Origin of the sequence: Pauljensenia sp. OF14-1SRA (assembly GCF_027694595.1) — a bacterium.
GTDB lineage: Bacteria > Actinomycetota > Actinomycetes > Actinomycetales > Actinomycetaceae > Pauljensenia > Pauljensenia turicensis_B.
The window spans coordinates 185,449-202,671 of record NZ_JAQEVQ010000001.1 but is presented as its reverse complement, the minus strand read 5'-3'; the positions used below and the strand labels follow the sequence as shown (position 1 = coordinate 202,671).

At 58.5% G+C, this 17,223-nt stretch carries 14 protein-coding genes and 1 tRNA gene; 4 read left to right on the top strand and 11 right to left on the bottom strand.

What is annotated here, in order from left to right; all coding sequences use genetic code 11:
* Window positions 1-222 precede the first annotated feature (222 nt).
* The 3 genes from PG731_RS00895 to nhaC are packed head-to-tail and all read left to right on the top strand — an operon-like array spanning window position 223 to window position 3,563.
* Window positions 223-891: a helix-turn-helix transcriptional regulator gene (locus tag PG731_RS00895; protein ID WP_270771524.1), complete on the top strand. Its 669-nt coding sequence runs from the start codon at window positions 223-225 to the stop codon at window positions 889-891.
* On the top strand, window positions 888-2,078 hold the full coding sequence (locus tag PG731_RS00890) for a MalY/PatB family protein (protein WP_333558935.1): 1,191 nt from the start codon (window positions 888-890) through the stop codon (window positions 2,076-2,078). The genes PG731_RS00895 and PG731_RS00890 overlap by 4 nt, the downstream gene beginning before the upstream one ends.
* Window positions 2,079-2,099: 21 nt before the next feature.
* Window positions 2,100-3,563 (top strand): Na+/H+ antiporter NhaC, encoded by a 1,464-nt coding sequence (gene nhaC / locus PG731_RS00885; protein WP_270771523.1) that lies wholly within the window; start codon window positions 2,100-2,102, stop codon window positions 3,561-3,563.
* Window positions 3,564-3,663: 100 nt separating this feature from the next.
* Here the strand turns inward: nhaC and PG731_RS00880 are convergent, their stop codons facing one another.
* The 11 genes from PG731_RS00880 to PG731_RS00830 all read right to left on the bottom strand — a co-directional run bounded on the left by PG731_RS00880 (window position 3,664) and on the right by PG731_RS00830 (window position 15,142).
* Window positions 3,664-4,149 (bottom strand): hypothetical protein, encoded by a 486-nt coding sequence (locus PG731_RS00880; RefSeq protein WP_270771522.1) that lies wholly within the window; start codon window positions 4,147-4,149, stop codon window positions 3,664-3,666.
* A 1,042-nt stretch (window positions 4,150-5,191) separates the two neighbouring features.
* Window positions 5,192-5,264 (bottom strand) — tRNA-Ala (locus tag PG731_RS00875).
* Between the two features lie 132 nt (window positions 5,265-5,396).
* Entirely contained in the window at window positions 5,397-6,200 is an 804-nt protein-coding gene (locus PG731_RS00870; protein WP_270771521.1) for a histidine phosphatase family protein, read from the bottom strand.
* A gap of 2 nt (window positions 6,201-6,202) precedes the next feature.
* Entirely contained in the window at window positions 6,203-6,742 is a 540-nt protein-coding gene (rsfS, locus tag PG731_RS00865; RefSeq protein ID WP_270771520.1) for a ribosome silencing factor, read from the bottom strand.
* Between the two features lie 47 nt (window positions 6,743-6,789).
* Window positions 6,790-7,482: a nicotinate-nucleotide adenylyltransferase gene (gene nadD / locus PG731_RS00860; protein ID WP_270771518.1), complete on the bottom strand. Its 693-nt coding sequence runs from the start codon at window positions 7,480-7,482 to the stop codon at window positions 6,790-6,792.
* The gene (locus PG731_RS00855) at window positions 7,479-8,762 is read right to left on the bottom strand and encodes a glutamate-5-semialdehyde dehydrogenase (RefSeq protein WP_270771517.1); all 1,284 of its coding nucleotides are present in this window, start codon (window positions 8,760-8,762) and stop codon (window positions 7,479-7,481) included. Before PG731_RS00855 ends, nadD begins: the two co-directional genes overlap by 4 nt.
* A 37-nt stretch (window positions 8,763-8,799) precedes the next feature.
* Complete coding sequence (gene proB, locus PG731_RS00850) at window positions 8,800-9,915, bottom strand: glutamate 5-kinase (protein ID WP_243381047.1); 1,116 nt, start codon at window positions 9,913-9,915, stop codon at window positions 8,800-8,802.
* A 31-nt stretch (window positions 9,916-9,946) separates the two neighbouring features.
* Window positions 9,947-11,467 (bottom strand): GTPase ObgE, encoded by a 1,521-nt coding sequence (gene obgE, locus PG731_RS00845; protein WP_270771516.1) that lies wholly within the window; start codon window positions 11,465-11,467, stop codon window positions 9,947-9,949.
* Window positions 11,468-11,575: 108 nt separating this feature from the next.
* Window positions 11,576-11,836, bottom strand: coding sequence for a 50S ribosomal protein L27 (rpmA, locus tag PG731_RS00840; RefSeq protein ID WP_006681642.1), 261 nt, complete (start codon window positions 11,834-11,836; stop codon window positions 11,576-11,578).
* Between the two features lie 33 nt (window positions 11,837-11,869).
* Window positions 11,870-12,178 carry a 50S ribosomal protein L21 gene (gene rplU, locus PG731_RS00835; protein WP_006681643.1) on the bottom strand — a complete coding sequence of 103 codons (309 nt, stop codon included), beginning with the start codon at window positions 12,176-12,178 and terminating at the stop codon, window positions 11,870-11,872.
* Between the two features lie 213 nt (window positions 12,179-12,391).
* Window positions 12,392-15,142, bottom strand: a complete 2,751-nt coding sequence (locus PG731_RS00830) for an Rne/Rng family ribonuclease (protein ID WP_270771515.1) — start codon at window positions 15,140-15,142, stop codon at window positions 12,392-12,394.
* Window positions 15,143-15,661: 519 nt separating this feature from the next.
* On the opposite strand from PG731_RS00830, the gene PG731_RS00825 reads away from it, so the two are divergent.
* Window positions 15,662-17,206 carry a cytochrome ubiquinol oxidase subunit I gene (locus tag PG731_RS00825; RefSeq protein WP_101627264.1) on the top strand — a complete coding sequence of 515 codons (1,545 nt, stop codon included), beginning with the start codon at window positions 15,662-15,664 and terminating at the stop codon, window positions 17,204-17,206.
* Window positions 17,207-17,223: the final 17 nt, after the last annotated feature.

Sequence of the window (17,223 nt, the reverse complement as noted above, 5' to 3'; positions counted from 1 at the left end):
CCCCCCCCCCCCCCCCCCCGCTGTCAAGCCCCCACTATCAAAACTTTCACGCAGACACCACACCCCACCCCGCCTGCGCACCACATAAACCGAGGAAGCGGCAAGACAACAAGAGGGCGGGACAGCGAACCGCAGACACAACTTATTTCAACAGTTTGTTGACGTGGGCCAGTTTTGTAACTAAAATAACCGAATTGAAAGCGCCAAAACCGGGGGTCCTCCATGACCGCTTCACCGTCGAAGCCGAACGAACACGATCAAATCATCTCCACCCTTCAACAGCTGGTTGAACCAATGCGAGCAACACTCGTCGGCCCCGCCGAGGTCATCGTTCACGATCTCACTCAGCTCCCGAACTCGATCATCGCGATAAGCGGCGACGTCACCGGTCGATCAATCGGCGATCCGGCGACCGACAAGCTCCTCGACGCCGTCGCCTCCGGAAACCTACGCACCAGCATCGGATACCGGACAACGTCTCCGAGCGACAAAGAGCTTCTCTCAACAACTGTCATCATCCGCGACTCGACCAACCAGCCCGTCGCTGCCCTGTGCATCAACCGCGACATCTCCGGCTGGGAGGCCCTTCACTCCCTCACGGGCGCGCTCGCGGGCCTCTCGCTCCCAATGTGCGCCGAAGAGGGGCAGGTGACGACCGAAGTTTTCGTTAGAGACGTCGACGAACTCGCGACGCTCCTCCTCTCAAGGGCCGTTGCAGAGTCGGGGGTTCGGGTCGACGAGATGAGGAAGGAGCACAAGGTCGAGGTCGTTCGACTCCTTAAAGCGAGGGGCTTCTTCCTCCTGCGGGACGCCGCGGAAATGGCCGGCGAGGCCCTCCACTGCACGCGATTCTCCATTTACAACTACCTCAACGAGACCGAGGGGGAATGATGACCGCTACTGACGAGGACTTCAGCCGGCACCTGTCGCGCTGGGGCACGCATTCGGCGAAATGGGATCTGCTCGCCAAGGACCTCGGCGAGAACGCGATCGCCCTGTCCGTCGCGGACATGGAGTTCGTCTCCTGCCCCGCGGTCCGAGAGGCGATCGCCGACGCCGCCGCCCTCGGCGCCTACGGCTACACCGAGGTCTTCGACGACTTCGCCGAGGCCGCGACCGCGTGGATGACCCGCCGCCACGGATGGTCCTGCGAGGTCGAGGACGTCCACTTCTTCCCCCGAGTCGTCCAGTGCGTCGCGGCCCTCGTCGATCACGTCCTGCCGCGAGACGATCGACCGGTCCGCGTCGTCACGCTTGATCCGGCCTATTCGCCCCTCCTCGAGGTGTGCGAACGCGCGGGCACCGATCTCGTCCGCGTGCCCGTGCGCGACACCGCGGCCTCCGCCTCGATCGACTGGGAGGCCCTCGAGGAGGCGCTCGCCGACGCGGACCTGCTGCTGTGGACGAACCCCCACAATCCGACGGGCAGGATCTGGAGCGTCGACGAGCAGCACCGACTCGCCGAGCTGCTGCGCGATTGCCGCACCCTCGTCCTCTCCGACGACATCCACTGCGACTTCGAGCGCCCCGGCGGGCAGCGCTATTCGGCCCTCGCCCGCGTCGCGAAGGACCTGTGGATGAGCGGACGGATCGTCCACTGCGCCTCTCCCGGCAAGACCTTCAACATCGCGGGCCTCGAAGCGACGGCGATCTGCGTCCACGGGCCCCTCGGCGCCGAGCTCGAGGCAGCGAAGAGGCGCATGGGTCTGCACAACCCGAATTACTTCGCCATCCCGGCGGCCATCGCCGCGTGGACGAAGGGCGACGCGTGGGTCGACGCCCTCGCGAAGGAAATCGACGCCAACCTCGAAGCCGCGAGGTCCCTCCTCGCGCGCCTCCTGCCGGAGGCGAGGGTTTCGGACCCGGACGGCACCTATCTCCTGTGGATCGACGCCTCCGCGTACATCGGCTCCGAAGCCGACCTCGTGCGCGCCGAGCGCGCCGCCTCCGTCACGGTCAGCCCGGGACCCGATTTCGGTCCCGCATACGATCGATTCTTCCGTATCAACACAGCACTCCCCCGCCAAGAACTCCTCGAGGGGATCACCCGGCTCGCCGGGGCGCTCACGAGGAACTGACGACCCATCGAAAGGACAACGATGTCTCCAACAACCCCCACCGCCCCGGCGAAGGCCGAGCGCAGGACTCCGAGCCTGCTCCTCGCCGCAGTCCCGGTCATCACGCTGATCGTCCTGTTGGGAGGCGGCTACATCTTCGCCGAGCTCCCGGTCGAACCCCTCCTCATCGCCTCGGCTGTCATCGCTGGCCTGGTCGCCTGGCGTCTCGGGTACTCGTGGAACGAGATCATGGACTCGGTCGCGGAGAAAATCGCGAAGACGATGCCCGCAATCCTCATCCTCATCTCCGTCGGCATGCTGATCGGAACGTGGATGGCTGGCGGCACAATCCCGATGCTCATTTACTACGGCTTGAAGATCATTGACCCACAGTTCCTCGCCGTGATCGCCCTCGTCGTCACCGCGATCGTCTCCTTGTGTACAGGAACCTCCTGGGGCTCCGCTGGCACGGTCGGCGTCGCCTTCATGGGCGTCGCAGTCGGCATGGACGCGAACCTCGCGATGGTCGCCGGCGCAGTCGTGTCGGGCGCCTACTTCGGAGACAAGCTCTCCCCCCTGTCGGACACGACGAACATCGCCTCGATGGCAACCGGCGTCAACCTGTTCACGCACATCCGCCACCTCCTGTGGACGACTCTCCCCTCCTTCCTCACGGCGGCCGTCGTCTACCTCCTCTTCGGCCTCGGCCTGTCCGGCGGCCAGGTCCCCGAGAAGGTCGGCGCTATCCTCGGCACCCTCGATTCGGCGTTCAACTGGAACCTCCTGCTCCTGCTGCCGGTGATCATCGTCCTGGGCGGTTCGATGTGGAAGAAGCCAACAATTCCCGTCATCCTCGTGTCCAGCGCCGTCGCGATGTTCAACGCTGTCGTCTTCGAGGGCATCTCCTTCAAGAACACCGTCGTCGCTGCCGTCAACGGATTCGATGTCGAGATGGTCGGGAAGGCCGGATTCGACGCCTCGTCCGTCATCGAGGATGTCACGCGACTCCTCAATCGGGGCGGCATGAACTCGATGATGTCCGTCCTCCTCATCTGCTTCTGCGCGATCACCTTCGCTGGCGTTGTCTCGGTCTCCGGATCGCTCGATGTGCTCATCTCCACCCTCCTCAAGCCGGTTAAGGGAACCTTTGGCCTCATCGTCGCGACTATCGTCACGGGCCTCGCGACAATCGGCATCACCTCGAACGGCCAGGTATCCCTCCTTATCCCCGGCGAGATGCTCCGGGGCGAGTACATCAAACGGGGGCTCGACCCGAAGAACCTCTCACGGACGATCGAGGACTCGGCGACTCTGTGGGAGCCGATCCTCCCCTGGACGTCTGCTGGCGCCTATATGGCGGGCACGCTCGGAGTCGCCACCCTCGCGTACCTGCCGTGGGCCGTGTGCAACTGGATCGCCATCTGCTTCGCGATGCTTTGGGGGGCGACCGGCATTGGAATCGCGCGCCTAAGCAAGGAAGAGAAGGCAGCCCTCCAGGAGGCCTGAGCCTCTATCACACGCCACTCCTCGTGGACGGGAGTTGCGCAATCGAGCGGGGTCCGAAGCTTCGGTTTCGGGGTTATAGGACAAATTGTGTTGCTGGGGGTTAGTCCCAGGTGTTGTTGTATGGGGTGGTGTGGTGTAGTTCGTTCCATGCGATGGCGTCTGCCCATTTTGCGATGATTCCACTGGTGTGGTGTTTGAGGCTGGCTTGTTGCCAGGCGTTTTCTATGTCGGTGCCTGTGGGCATGGTTTTAAGGATTTGCGCGGCTGGTAGCGGGTTCTCGGTGCGCATGTAGCACCACCAAAAGATTGCTTTGATACGCCGGGTTAGACCCATGCCGCGATGGCCGCGCAGCATGTGACGAAGAGAGGAGGTGATCGCGCCTTCGATTTGGTTATTCATCGCTGGCACGGGCATTTGCCAGGCGGGATCACAAAACGTAAACAATACGCCACGGCTGATGAGCTTGTTAATACTGTTACGTACTCTAACTAGACGCTCATGAGTGTATGCCCACCCTGTAACAGCAAGAGTTTTCTCAGCTAAAAACCCGCTCCAGTACTGGTCCCAGGCCTGGTAGTCGACCATCCAGACCGGGGCTTGGCCAGTGTTTTAACCCTTAACAACTGTTTTCCCAATGAGTACAGCTCTTGAGAAGCCTCTAGTTTCGGGCGCGTGGTAGTGGCCTGGCGGATTTGAGTAAATACGTGAAAGGTACACCTTTGATGCTCACTATCAGGCCAAACCCGTGAAGTGTCCTGGGTTTGCTTCCTAGGCGTTTGCCCTAGTTTTAATTTCTCTGATACGTCGGTGATGTGCCAGTACTCGTTCTCGAACGAGTAGCCCCACAGAGCGCAGACTAGGGTATCAAGAGACCTCCGAGAAGAACTCTCGTGTCCGAACCCAAAGTTCATGCGTTGGGCGCCCTACCGTGACTACCGAATACTCACACAGACGGATCAACTAATTTGGCTGCCACAGGTCTCTGGTTAGCGCGATCCTGGCCAAGCCCAGTCATCAGACATTCCTTGTAGACGAGTCGCAGTCTACGGTACCTAGAAGAAGAACCCCTGGCGCGCCGCCTTGCCACGATCAATATCTCGTTGAACTTTCATCAAAGCTTCACGCTCTTCAGGCGGAGCTTCATGCATTCTCTTGTCAATTCTCCTTCGCAGAGAGAAATGCCACCAAATGGCAAATCCAACTAGCACGAGAACCGCGAGCACAATCCATTCAGCGATAGTCATAATTTAGTATCTAACAAGGTTCCCCCGCACAGCAAGGATTCGGCGTTGAAGCATCCCGGGTTTTGTTCCGAGGTTTTTGTGAGAGGATTTCGCATGCCAAGGAACTATATAAAAGTTTTTGGGGAGCGGGCTGTCAGGCTTGTTGAGGATCGTCTGCGGGATAATCTGGGAGTGTCTGAAACCCGCGTGATCGCCGATACCGCGATGAAGTTGGGGACGTCGAGGGAACCTCTTCGGCGCTGGGTTCGGCTGCCCTACTCCCCTACCTGCAGGCACCGCCCAACAGACCAGACGAAAACAAATCCTCTCTGACCTGGCTTTTCGTTCAGATTTCGGGCATACAAAAGGACGCCCACTTTGTATCAAAATGAGCGTCCCTTCAGTGGAGCTAAGGGGATTCGAACCCCTGACCTCTTCCATGCCATGGAAGCGCGCTACCAACTGCGCCATAGCCCCGTATTCAGTTCATCGCGCTTGCGACCCGTTAAGCATAACGGAACGCCAGCCGGTTCGTAAAATCGAAACCCCGTGCAGGCCATCACACCAGTCGCGATCACAGGATCCATGCGACAAGCAGATGCGCGATGCTTACGCGCCCAACACATCCTCGCGGTATCCAATATTGTGCGCAGCCAAACGGAAAGACGGAGCACCCGACGCGCCGGAACCTCCCCCACCCACGCGAACAAGCTCTGACCAGTGACAATTATCCAAGCCACGCATCGCATCAAATTCAAGCGGGTTCAAGCCCATGCAGGTAATCAGACCGCGCAAAATTGCTGCACCGTGGGCAACTACAATGACAGTCGCATCCGAAGGAGCCTGGCCAGCCGCCTCAAAAGCAGCATCCCGCACGCGCGCCCCCACAACATCCGATGGCTCAATTGACGCCTCGCCACTCTCGCCCGTCTGACGCCACGCATCCACCAAATCCGGATACTTTTCGCGAGCCTCCGGCAGGGTTAGTCCCTCAAACAGGCCGTAGTTGCGCTCAATCAGGCGCTCATCCACGATCGGCCCTTCAACATCGCCGCCCTGGGCACGAAACACTCCAGCCAGCAGCTCAGCAGTTTCCGAGGCCCGCGACAGAGGCGAACAAACAATCACAACCTTATTCGAGGTCTGGGAAGCAACACTCACACCAACCTGAGCACTCCGTGACAGGACACGCTTCGCTAGAACCTCGCCAGCGCGCTCAGCCTGCTTACGACCACACGTATTCAACGGACGATCAATCACGCCCTGGAAACGCCGCTCAACGTTATAGTCCGTCTGTCCGTGACGCACGAACACAATACGGTTCGCACCGTCATCGTGTGGCTCAACAGCAAAGTTAGTGTCGCTGGCAGGTGCGGTGACAGTAGCGGGTGCAGAAGTAGCAGGCTCGGTCATGATCACTCTTCCTCAGCGTCAGAATCGACGGCTAAATCCATCGCGCCTGATGCAATCGCTGACGCCAAGTCCATGCCTCGCGTATCACCCATCGACGCAACAACCTCAGCCGCCGACATCGGAGTACCGACCCCAGCACCCACCGTGCCCGGCGCCACAACAAAACCGGCAACGCGTGCGGCCTCTCCCTCGGGAGCAAGGTGCGTCACCTTACCGTCTGCCCAGAGCTTTTCCAGAGCGTAGAACTCGCGCTGTTCATCGGTCAGAACGTGGCAGATCAGCTCACCGTAGTCGATCAGCACCCACGTGCCACCTGTACGACCCTCGATACGATCAGGCTTCACACCCAACTGCTTTGCCGTCTGATCCATGATTTCTTCAGCGATCGCGCGCACCTGACGATCCGTAGGAGCAGAAAAAATCAGAAATGACTCAGCCAACGCCAGACGATTCCCCACGTCCACCGCCACCGGATCCGTCGCCAACTTGTCGATCGCAGCCTCTACGATGACGTCCTGCAGATCCTTTTGTGCGTCACACACGTGGTTTTCCTTTTCTTCGCGCCGTTGACCGGCGAATTCTTTGCCCGTCACAGATCCGTGTACAGGTCGTATTTCTTGATGTACTGGACAACACCGTCGGGCACCAAATACCAGACCGGATGCCCACCTTCGACGCGCTTACGGCAGTCCGTTGACGAAATCGCCATTGCGGGGACCTCCAGCAACGACACCGAATTACTAGGCAAACCCGACGCATCCAATTGATGTCCTGGACGAGTAACGCCAACGAAATGCGCCATTTCGAACAGTTTATCCGCGTCCTTCCACTGGGCGATCTGCGCCAGAGCATCTGCGCCCGTAATGAAGTAGAAGTCCGTATCCTCCAAGTATTGCGCCGCAAGATCGGTCAGCGTATCGATCGTGTACGTTGTCCCACCACGGTCAATATCAACACGAGACACGGTAAAACGCGGGTTCGACGCTGTAGCAACAACCGTCATCAGATAGCGGTGTTCGGCACTGGTCACCTTGCGCCCGGCCTTGAACGGTTGCATCGCCGCGGGCACGAACACAACCTGGTCAAGTTGGAAGACTTCCATCACTTCCGACGCCGCGACAAGGTGTCCGTGGTGAATGGGGTCGAAAGTTCCACCCATGATCCCGATGGATCGACGAGGCCGACCAGCTGAAAACTCTTTAGCCGCACTGGTGGTCAGAGCATCATCGGGCGCCTCGACACCATCGACGCTACTGGCCTGCGCGCAAGTCTGGTCACTCATGGACGAACCGTCCCATCGCCTTCAATAATCCACCGCGTTGTCGTCAGTTCAGCCAAACCCATCGGACCCCGAGCATGAAGCTTCTGAGTCGAGATACCGATCTCTGCGCCTAAGCCAACCTGGCCACCATCAGTGAAACGGGTCGACGCGTTAACCGCAATGGCAGCCGAATCAATCTCAGTCTGGAAACGGTTCGCGGATTGAAGGGAACGGGTGCAGATCGCTTCAGTGTGACCGGTCGAGTAGCGACGAATATGGGCGATGGCCTCATCAATCGAGGGAACAACCCGCACAGCCAAATCCATCGACAGGTATTCGGTTGCCCAGTCTTCTTCGGTTGCCTCAACCCACATATCGGAGTCAATCGACGGGGTCTGACGAGCAATCTGGGCAGAAGCAGGATCCAAGTGCAGAGTAACGCCAGCTGTTGCCAAACGAGTCAGCGCCGACAGCAGGAAACGCTCGGCCTCGACTTCGTGCACAAGGAGAGTCTCTGCCGCATTGCAGACACCAACACGCTGAGTCTTCGCATTCATAATGATGCGTTCAGCGGCTTCCAAGTCCGCGCCTTCATCAACGTAAACGTGACAGTTACCCGTGCCCGTTTCGATGACAGGGACAATTGAGTTTTCGACGACAGCCTGGATCAAGCCCGCGCCACCGCGCGGAATGAGGACATCGATGCCTCCACGAGCACGCATCAAAGCCGTCGCACCAGGACGTCCCAGATGGTCAACCGTCTGAACTAAATCAGCGGGCAGATCAACGCTTTCAAGAGCATCACGCATCACGGTAATGATCGCCTGATTCGAGTGAAACGCCGCGCTACCACCGCGCAAAATAACCGCGTTACCGGACTTCAGGCCAAGCACTGTCGCATCAATCGTCACATTCGGACGAGCCTCGTAAATCATTGCGACAACGCCCATCGGCACGCGCACCTGACGGATACGAAGACCCAGCTCATTCACGGTTCCACGGACGATCTCACCGACCGGATCCGGCAAGCTGGCGACGTCGCGAACAGAATCAGCAATTGACGCGATACGCGACTGATCCAAAGCCAAACGATCCAAGAGCCCAGCGGACATGTCGTTTTCACGACCTCGCACCAAATCCAGCTGGTTCGCAGACAAGATTTCGCGGGACCGTTCTTCAAGGGCAGTCGCAATTGCTTCCAGCGCGCGATTCTTCACGCCAGCTGTCGCCGCGGTGAGCGACAAGGATGCCGTGCGCGCAACCGTAGTCAGATCTGAAATATCAGGAATCTGGTCAGTCATGTCCCCATTTTCCCACAGGTTGGAGCGCCGAGCAGTACTAGACCAGCGGTGCCAAGTCGTCACGATGCACGATCGGGCGTGGATGCTCCCAACCCGAAAGACGCAGATCTTCAGCAGACAAACCCGCCATATGTGCGACCTCATCGGAGTCGTAGGAGACGATGCCTCGCGCCAGCAGGCCAGTTGGACCAGCGATATCTACAACATCGCCGGAATCAAAGTGTCCGATGATGCGAACAACGCCGGCAGCCAGCAAAGACTTTTTGCCCGCAGTGATTGCACGACCCGCTCCCTCGTCGACGATGATTTCGCCACGAGAATGCGCAGCGTGAGCAATCCAGAGGCGACGCGATGCCGGGCGAACCGATGAAGGCGCGAACCATGTACCCGTCGCGATCCCCGACAGTGCAGTCCCCAGTTCATCCGCGCTAGTCAAGACCACCCCAATGCCGGAGGTCGCAGCCATCGTCGCAGCCTGAACCTTCGTCACCATGCCTCCGGTGCCCACCTTCGAGGCCGATCCCGTCACCAAGACAGCATGCAGGTCGTCCGTCGAATGAACCTCGCGAATGAGCTGCGAACCCGGATGGCTGGGAGGCGCGGTATACAACCCATCAACATCGGTCAACAGGATCAGCGCGTCGGCTGCAACCATTTGCGCCACATACGAGGCCAGACGATCATTATCGCCAAAGCGAAGCTCGCGAGTAGTGACCGCATCGTTCTCGTTAATAATCGGAACAACGCCACAGCTGAGCAGGCGGGCAAGCGCAGAACGCACGTTCGTGTAGTGTTCGCGACGCATAACGTCTTCAGTGGTGAGCAACAACTGAGCGACATCAAGGTGGTGCGCCTGAAATGCTGCCGTCCAGCGAGCAACCAGGAGCCCCTGCCCCATCGCGGCAGCAGCCTGAACGCTTGCCAGATCGCGCGGACGCGAATTGAATCCCAGCGGATCCAGACCCGCTGCAACCGCACCGGAAGAGACAATGATGATCTCTTTACCCGGCGTCTTCCACTTCGCGACCAAGCGCGCTACGGAATCAATACGGTTCAGATCCAGGCCACCATCATCGCGGCTCAGCGACGAGGATCCAATTTTGACGACAATACGGTTCGCATCGTTGATACGGCCGTCACACGAAGGAGTCACTTCGAGTCCTTGCCTTAGGGGTAAGTGGTTTTCAGTTTTCGCTATTTGGGTCGGTCCACACGCCCTTCTGGCGTTCGGTCCATAGTTCTTCACGCGCCGCAGTCTTCGCGTCCATCACCTGATGGTGGATCTCGCGCTTCTGCTTACGCGTCGGGCGAGCCGACTGGTTAATACGCAAGTCAGTGCCACGCTGTCCCAGCAGTTCCGGACCGGTGGTAAGCGTCGGTTCCCAATCGAAGACGATGCCGGTATCCAGCGGACCAATGACGACGGTATCTCCGGCGAAGGCACCGGCCTTCATCAACTGGTCTTCAACGCCTGCGGCAGCAAGACGGTCAGCCAAGTAGCCGATCGCTTCGTCATTCGCAAAGTCAGTCTGGCGAACCCAGCGTTCAGGCTTATCACCACGAACCTGGAAGACCTCTTCACCATCCATCTGGACGCGAGCAACAGTGACGGTGTCACGCGACCCGACAGCCTTCGGACGAATAACCGGTCGTGCTTGACGTTCAGGCAGGGATTCGCGGTGCTTCTTCACCAGGGCGGCCAGCGTGAAGGACAGGTCTTTCAAACCCTCGTGCGTGACGGCAGAAACCTCGTGGATCGGCCAGCCGAACTGCTCTAGTTCGGGGCGCGTAATCTCTGCCAAGTCGCGACCGTCCGGCACATCGACCTTATTAAGGACGATGACACGCGGGCGTTCCATCAGTGGAACGTAGCCTTCAATCTGGCCAAGATCGCCCTGATAGGCGGCCAGTTCAGCTTCAATTGTCTTCAGGTCAGACAGGGGTTCGCGCTCGGATTCGTAGGCGGCGGTGTCCAGCACGTGTACAATCACACCACAGCGTTCAATGTGACGCAGAAAGTCAAGGCCGAGACCCTTACCGGAAGAAGCGCCAGGAATCAGACCGGGAACGTCAGCAATCGTGTAGCGTTCATCGCCAGCCTGCACAACACCAAGGTTCGGGATCAACGTAGTAAACGGGTAGTCCGCAATCTTCGGGCGGGCAGACGACATCGCAGCGATAATCGACGACTTACCAGCCGACGGGAAACCGACCAAAGCAACGTCTGCGACCGACTTCAGTTCAAGAACAACATCGCGTTCTTCGCCGGGCTCCCCCAGCAGAGCGAAGCCAGGAGCCTTACGCGCCTTCGAAGCAAGCGCAGCATTACCTAGGCCACCTCGGCCACCTTCAGCTACAATGAAACGCTCGCCTGCACCAGTGAGGTCAGCAAGCAACTCACCGGACGGGGACTTCACAACAGTGCCGTCGGGAACGGGAAGAATAATGTCTTCGCCGTTCTTACCCTGACGGAAGTCACCCATGCCGGGCGTACCGTTGCTCGCCTTCTGGTGTGGACCACGGTGATACGTCAGGAGCGTCGTCACCTGCAGATCAACTTCGAGGATGACGGAACCGCCATTGCCACCGTCGCCACCATCTGGGCCAGCGAGCGGCTTGAACTTCTCACGCTTAATTGAGGCAACACCGTTACCGCCATTGCCACCAGCAGCATGGATCGTCACGCGATCAATGAAGTCTGCCATTTCGTCTCCTTAAAATGATCCGAGGGTCTGTGCACAAACCTCTGCACATCAAAGTTATGTGAAAAGGGCGCCCGGCATGTGCCGGACGCCCCCTTCAAGCGATCGGTCTCAGGCAGAGACCGGCTCAACGACATTGACAACCTTACGGTCGCGCTTCACACCGAACTCAACGGCGCCTGCACGCAGGGCGAAGAGGGTGTCATCCTTGCCACGACCAACGCCGTCGCCCGGATGGAAGTGAGTGCCACGCTGGCGAACGATGATCTCGCCTGCGTTCACAAGCTGACCGCCGTAGCGCTTAACGCCCAGTCGCTGAGCGTTCGAGTCGCGGCCGTTACGGGAGGAACCAAGGCCCTTCTTATGTGCCATCAGAAACTACTTTCTGCTCGAATCGGTCTCAGGTCAGGCGATCTCAGTGATCTTGACAACCGACAGCTTCTGACGGTGTCCCTGGCGCTTACGGTAGCCCGACTTGTTCTTGTACTTGATGATGGAAATCTTCGGACCCTTAGTTGCGTCCACAATTTCTGCTTTGACGGTGACCTTGCCAAGCTTGGCAGCATCGACGGTGATGGCATCGCCATCAACCAGCATCAGCGGCTGAAGCTCAATGCTGGAACCGATTTCTTCGGAAACCTTGTCGACGACGACGACGTCACCGACGGAGACCTTCTCCTGACGGCCGCCGGCCTTGACGATCGCGTAGACCACGTGTAGCTCATCTCTTCTAGATATACGGAACGGGATTCGCTTGAACAGCGTTTCAATATTTATCCCGCTGGCGCTGGTCGCGCCGACGATCAAATTTAGCTGATTTGCCTATCTTAGGGCAACTTGTATGAGCCAAAAACAGGGGTTTTACGCTGTGCGATTCCACACCCTGCAATTTTTGGCGACACGCCGAGTCACCCTAGTTTAGATAAATCAGGCAGTCTCGTCGCCGCTTTGGGTGGCGAGGCGACGACGACGCTTCGGCTTGGAAGCGCTAGACGTGGAGGCTTCAGGTAAAGTCAACGCATCCGTTGTCATCGTGGGGGCAACCACTGTTACCGGATCCTCTACCCTAGCGGGCAAGTCCAACACCAGAGCGGGAGCCGTCTTTCCCGGTTCAACGCTTGGTGTGGTGACAACACGCCTGCGCGTCTTTCGAGGCGTAGATGCGGACGATGCTAAGTGAGCCGACGCCGATCGCGCGCGAGTCTTGGACCCGCTTGCCTTCTTAGCTTCAGGCTCGTTCGCCTGCGCAGCATTTGCTACGGGCTCGCTCGCATCCGGCTGGGCAGAATCCATCGAGACTGCCCTACGAGGCCTACGAGGCCGCGCAGTCTTTTCAGAGTTATTGCCTGCCTGGCCCGCGGAATCGGATTCACGTGGTGTGATCTGAGCGGTGACATCAGCCTTCGATTCGCTCTTTTCAGCCTCAGTCGAAGAAGAGAGTGTTTCTTCTGATGACACTCGGACTGCGCGACGCGGACGACGCTTCTTCACAGGCTGTTCCTGTTCGTTTTCGCCCGTTTCTCCGGCAGGTGAAGCAGAGTCAGCGACGTTCGAATCGGCCTTTTCGTGCACACGCTTGCGTCCCTTACCACCCTTTGATTCGGGAGCAGAGTTCTCACCCGCGGAGGCGGCCTCGTTGACCGGAGAATCAACGGAGGCAGACACTTCGGATTCGTCAGACTTGCGCGACGCAGCGGCAATGGCGGACAGAGCCTGCTTGGCCTTTTCGTGCTCGGCGGAGTCTTCGATGCGCTCAGCCTTCTTGCGTTTATTCGACTTCGGGGCGGCCCCCGTGTGGTGCTGTGAGTCCGAGAGCTCAACAGGATGATCGTGGACGATGAAGCCGCGGCCTTCGCACGCTTCACACGGGGTTGAGAAAGCTTCGACGAGGCCCTCACCCACGCGCTTACGCGTCATCTGCACCAAACCGAGAGAAGTAATCTCTGTGACCTGGTGACGCGTGCGATCACGACCCAAGCACTCGACCAGACGACGGAGAACCAGATCGCGGTTAGATTCGAGCACCATGTCAACGAAGTCGACAATGATGATGCCACCGATATCACGCAGACGCAGCTGACGAACGATTTCTTCGGCAGCCTCAAGGTTGTTGTGCGTCACGGTTTCTTCCAGTGTGCCACCGGCGCCAATGAACTTACCGGTGTTGACGTCAATGACCGTCATCGCTTCCGTACGGTCAATGATGAGCGTGCCACCCGACGGCAACCAGACCTTGCGGTCCATCCCCTTCGACAGTTGCTCGTCAATGCGGTGAGCAACAAACACGTTATCGGTGCCCACCCACTTTTCGACGCGGTCAGACAGTTCCGGTGAAAGTTCATCCACGTAAGACTTGACGGTTTCGAAGGTTTCATTTCCTTCGATCACAAGCTTCGAGAAGTCTTCGTTGAAGATATCGCGGACAACACGGACAGCAAGCTCGGGTTCGCCACGCAACAACGTCGGAGCGGTCTTCGTATTCTTCTGCTGTTCTTCGATTGACGTCCACTGCGCGCTCAAGCGTGCGACATCGTCACGAATCTGTTCTTCGGTTGCACCTTCAGCTGCGGTACGTACGATGACGCCCGAACCGGCGGGAATAACCTGCTTCAAGATCTTCTTCAGACGGGTGCGCTCACGATCGGGCAACTTGCGCGAGATACCCATCATGGAGCCGTTCGGGATCAGCACCAGGTAACGTCCCGCCAGCGTGATCTGACTGGTCAGACGCGCGCCCTTATGGCCGATCGGATCCTTGGTCACCTGGACCAGAACCGGGTCACCCGACTTCAGAGCAGACTCGATGCGACGCGGCTTGCCTTCAAGACCAACGGCATCCCAGTTCACTTCACCGGCATAGAGGACGGCGTTACGACCACGGCCAATATCAACGAATGCGGCTTCCATTGAGGGCAACACATTCTGCACGCGACCGAGGTAGATGTTGCCGACCATCGACTTCTGGGTGCGACGAGCAACGTAGTGCTCTACCAGCAGATCATCTTCGAGGATCGCAATCTGATCCAGACCATCATGATCTCGGATCACCATCTGACGATTCACGGACTCGCGACGAGCCAGGAACTCCGACTCAGTAATACCGTGGCGACGGCGACCTTCACGACGAGTTTCCTTGCGACGCTGCTTCTTCGCTTCCAGACGAGTCGACCCCTTGAGAGCCTTCACCTGGTCGTTAACGTCACCTTCGTCGGATGAGGTGGAACGTGTGCGACGACGGCGACGACGGCGCGTTGAGGTCTCTTCCCCATCGTCTTCTAACTGCGTAGTATCCGACGATGCAGTGTCTTCTGCCTGGGCCTCTTCACCTTTGTTCGCATCTGCCTGAACCGTGTCATTTGACTTGGTACGACGACGCGCGCGTTTCGTATCAGTATCAGGAGTTTGAGAGGCTTGAGCGGAATCAGTTACCTCTTCAACCTGGGCTTCACTGGTATCCGCATCAGCCTTTACGGTCTTACGAGTCTTACGAGAACGCTTTTCACGCGTGGGGGTTTCCGCAGGGGCCTCGTCGTTTGAACGAGACTGCGAGCGCGACGAACGAGCCGGAGCGGGTTGCTCGACAGGTGCTTGAAAAACGGGAGCCTGGAACTCAGGTTGCTGGAACAGCAATGACGCTGCAGGCGCTGAAGGTGCCGAAGAGGCATTCTCAGTGGTCACAATTCTCCATTTGTGAGGACACGGTCCCACACCGAGCCGGTCCCTCGGCCTCGCCCTCTAGGGGCGGAAATCCTGACGGTTACCGCTAATCGCGGTCGAAACGTCGGCGCATGAGGCGTCTTCGACGTTTATCTCATTGCGAAGGTGTGTCCGCAATGTCCGATACACACTCAAGTTTGCCACATTTTTACCCGAGCCGTTTAAAGGGACACAGTTACATACGGCGCATCTCGGCCTCGTAAATTTATAAAACCAACTGTCAGCTAAATACCCACTTGAACATCGCCGAAGCTCCCTCTGAAAACTGGAAAGGCGGGACTTTCGACTCAAAAAACAGCCCAAATAATGACGAAAGTATCAGGTCTGTCAGATAACCGCCTTTTTCTCAAAAATCAACGCAAAAGCGAATAATCATGGGCTAGATTGACAGGTAAGCACGTGACGATGGTCCCGCTTGTTGGGTCCAAAGTCACTACGCGCACCATCCATCAACGAACTATTTGAGGGAAGGCGAGCACAATGACCCTCGCGCAGGCAGCGCTCGACTCTGTCATGCTCGGCAGGTGGCAGTTCGGTATCACTACCGTCTACCACTTCGTGCTGGTTCCACTGAACATCGGACTGGCACTCCTTGTCGCACTCATGCAGACGTTCTGGCACAAGACCGGAAAGCAGGAATGGCTCCACGCCACCCGCTTCTTCGGCAAGCTCCTCATCATCTCTTTCGCACTGGGCGTTTCCACCGGTATCGTCCAGGAATTCCAGTTCGGTATGAACTGGTCGGAATACTCCCGCTACGTCGGTGACATCTTCGGTGCACCGCTCGCAGTCGAAGCACTCCTTGCATTCTTCATGGAATCCACCTTCCTGGGCCTCTGGATCTTCGGTTTCGGTCGCCTGAAGAAGGGCATGCACCTGGCCACCATCTGGCTGGTCGCCATCGGCACCGCCGTTTCGGCCGCATGGATCCTCGGCGCAAACTCCTGGATGCAGCACCCGGTCGGCGCAAAGTACGACCCCGAAGCTGGACGCGCAGTCCTCGACGGTTCCATGAGCTTCTTCAAGCTCCTCGCAAACCCGGCGCTCATCTGGGAATACACCCACGTCATCACCACCGCATGGCTTGCCGCAGGCTCTCTGGTTGCCGGCATCTCCATCTGGTGGATGGTTCGCGCACAGCGCGAAGGCAGTGAAGAAGCAACCAGCCAGGCAAAGAACGTCTGGCATCCCGTTGCACGCTTCGGCCTGATCGTCATGCTTATCGGCGCTCTCGGCGTCATGGGCACCGGCCACTTCCAGGGCCAGGAACTGGTCAAGCTTCAGCCGATGAAGATGGCAGTCGCCGAAGGCATCTGCGTCGACACCGATGGCGCTGCCTTCACCGTCGCTCAGTTCGGTTCCTGCCCACTGGATTCCTCCGGCGAAGCACCCACCAAGTTCATTGAGATCCCCGGCGTTGCTTCCTTCATGTCGCACAATGACTTCAGCGCAACCTCCGCAGGTGTCGCTGACGAGCAGGCTCGCATGGTCGAACTGCTGAACTCGAACGCTGACTTCACCGCCAAGTACGGCAATGCAGCTCACTACAACTTCGTTCCCCCGCAGATGGCAACCTTCTGGTCGTTCCGCCTCATGATCGGCCTTGGCATCCTCTCCCTGATCTTCGCACTCTGGGGTCTCTGGGTTACCCGCAAGGGCACCGTCCCCGGTTCGAAGTCACTGTCGACGATGGCACTAATCAACCTGCCCCTACCGTTCCTGGCAGCAACCTTCGGCTGGATCTTCACCGAAATCGGTCGTCAACCGTGGGTTGTCGTCCCGAACATTGCAGGTCTTTCGAACGGTGATCCGGTCGGTTCTGTCATGCTGATGACCGACACCGGTATTTCAACGGCAGTTCCCGCCGGACAGGTTCTTGCAACCCTGATCGGCTTCACGCTGCTCTACGCTCTGCTGGGCGTTATCTGGTTCCTGCTCATGCGTCGCTACGTGCGCGAGGGCATCCACACCGCTAAGAAGACAGAAACCGACGCTCCCGCCGGCGACCTGTCCTTCGGATACTGAGAGGCGGCGAAACTGCA

Excerpts from the sequence above, each read along its gene's own strand:
- PG731_RS00895 (WP_270771524.1), top strand. The coding sequence starts at position 223 with ATGACCGCTTCACCGTCGAAGCCGAACGAACACGATCAAATCATCTCC.
- PG731_RS00890 (WP_333558935.1), top strand. The coding sequence starts at position 888 with ATGATGACCGCTACTGACGAGGACTTCAGCCGGCACCTGTCGCGCTGG.
- nhaC (WP_270771523.1), top strand. The coding sequence starts at position 2,100 with ATGTCTCCAACAACCCCCACCGCCCCGGCGAAGGCCGAGCGCAGGACT.
- PG731_RS00880 (WP_270771522.1), bottom strand. The coding sequence starts at position 4,149 with ATGGTCGACTACCAGGCCTGGGACCAGTACTGGAGCGGGTTTTTAGCT.
- PG731_RS00870 (WP_270771521.1), bottom strand. The coding sequence starts at position 6,200 with ATGACCGAGCCTGCTACTTCTGCACCCGCTACTGTCACCGCACCTGCC.
- nadD (WP_270771518.1), bottom strand. The coding sequence starts at position 7,482 with ATGAGTGACCAGACTTGCGCGCAGGCCAGTAGCGTCGATGGTGTCGAG.
- PG731_RS00855 (WP_270771517.1), bottom strand. The coding sequence starts at position 8,762 with ATGACTGACCAGATTCCTGATATTTCAGATCTGACTACGGTTGCGCGC.
- obgE (WP_270771516.1), bottom strand. The coding sequence starts at position 11,467 with ATGGCAGACTTCATTGATCGCGTGACGATCCATGCTGCTGGTGGCAAT.
- rpmA (WP_006681642.1), bottom strand. The coding sequence starts at position 11,836 with ATGGCACATAAGAAGGGCCTTGGTTCCTCCCGTAACGGCCGCGACTCG.
- PG731_RS00825 (WP_101627264.1), top strand. The coding sequence starts at position 15,662 with ATGACCCTCGCGCAGGCAGCGCTCGACTCTGTCATGCTCGGCAGGTGG.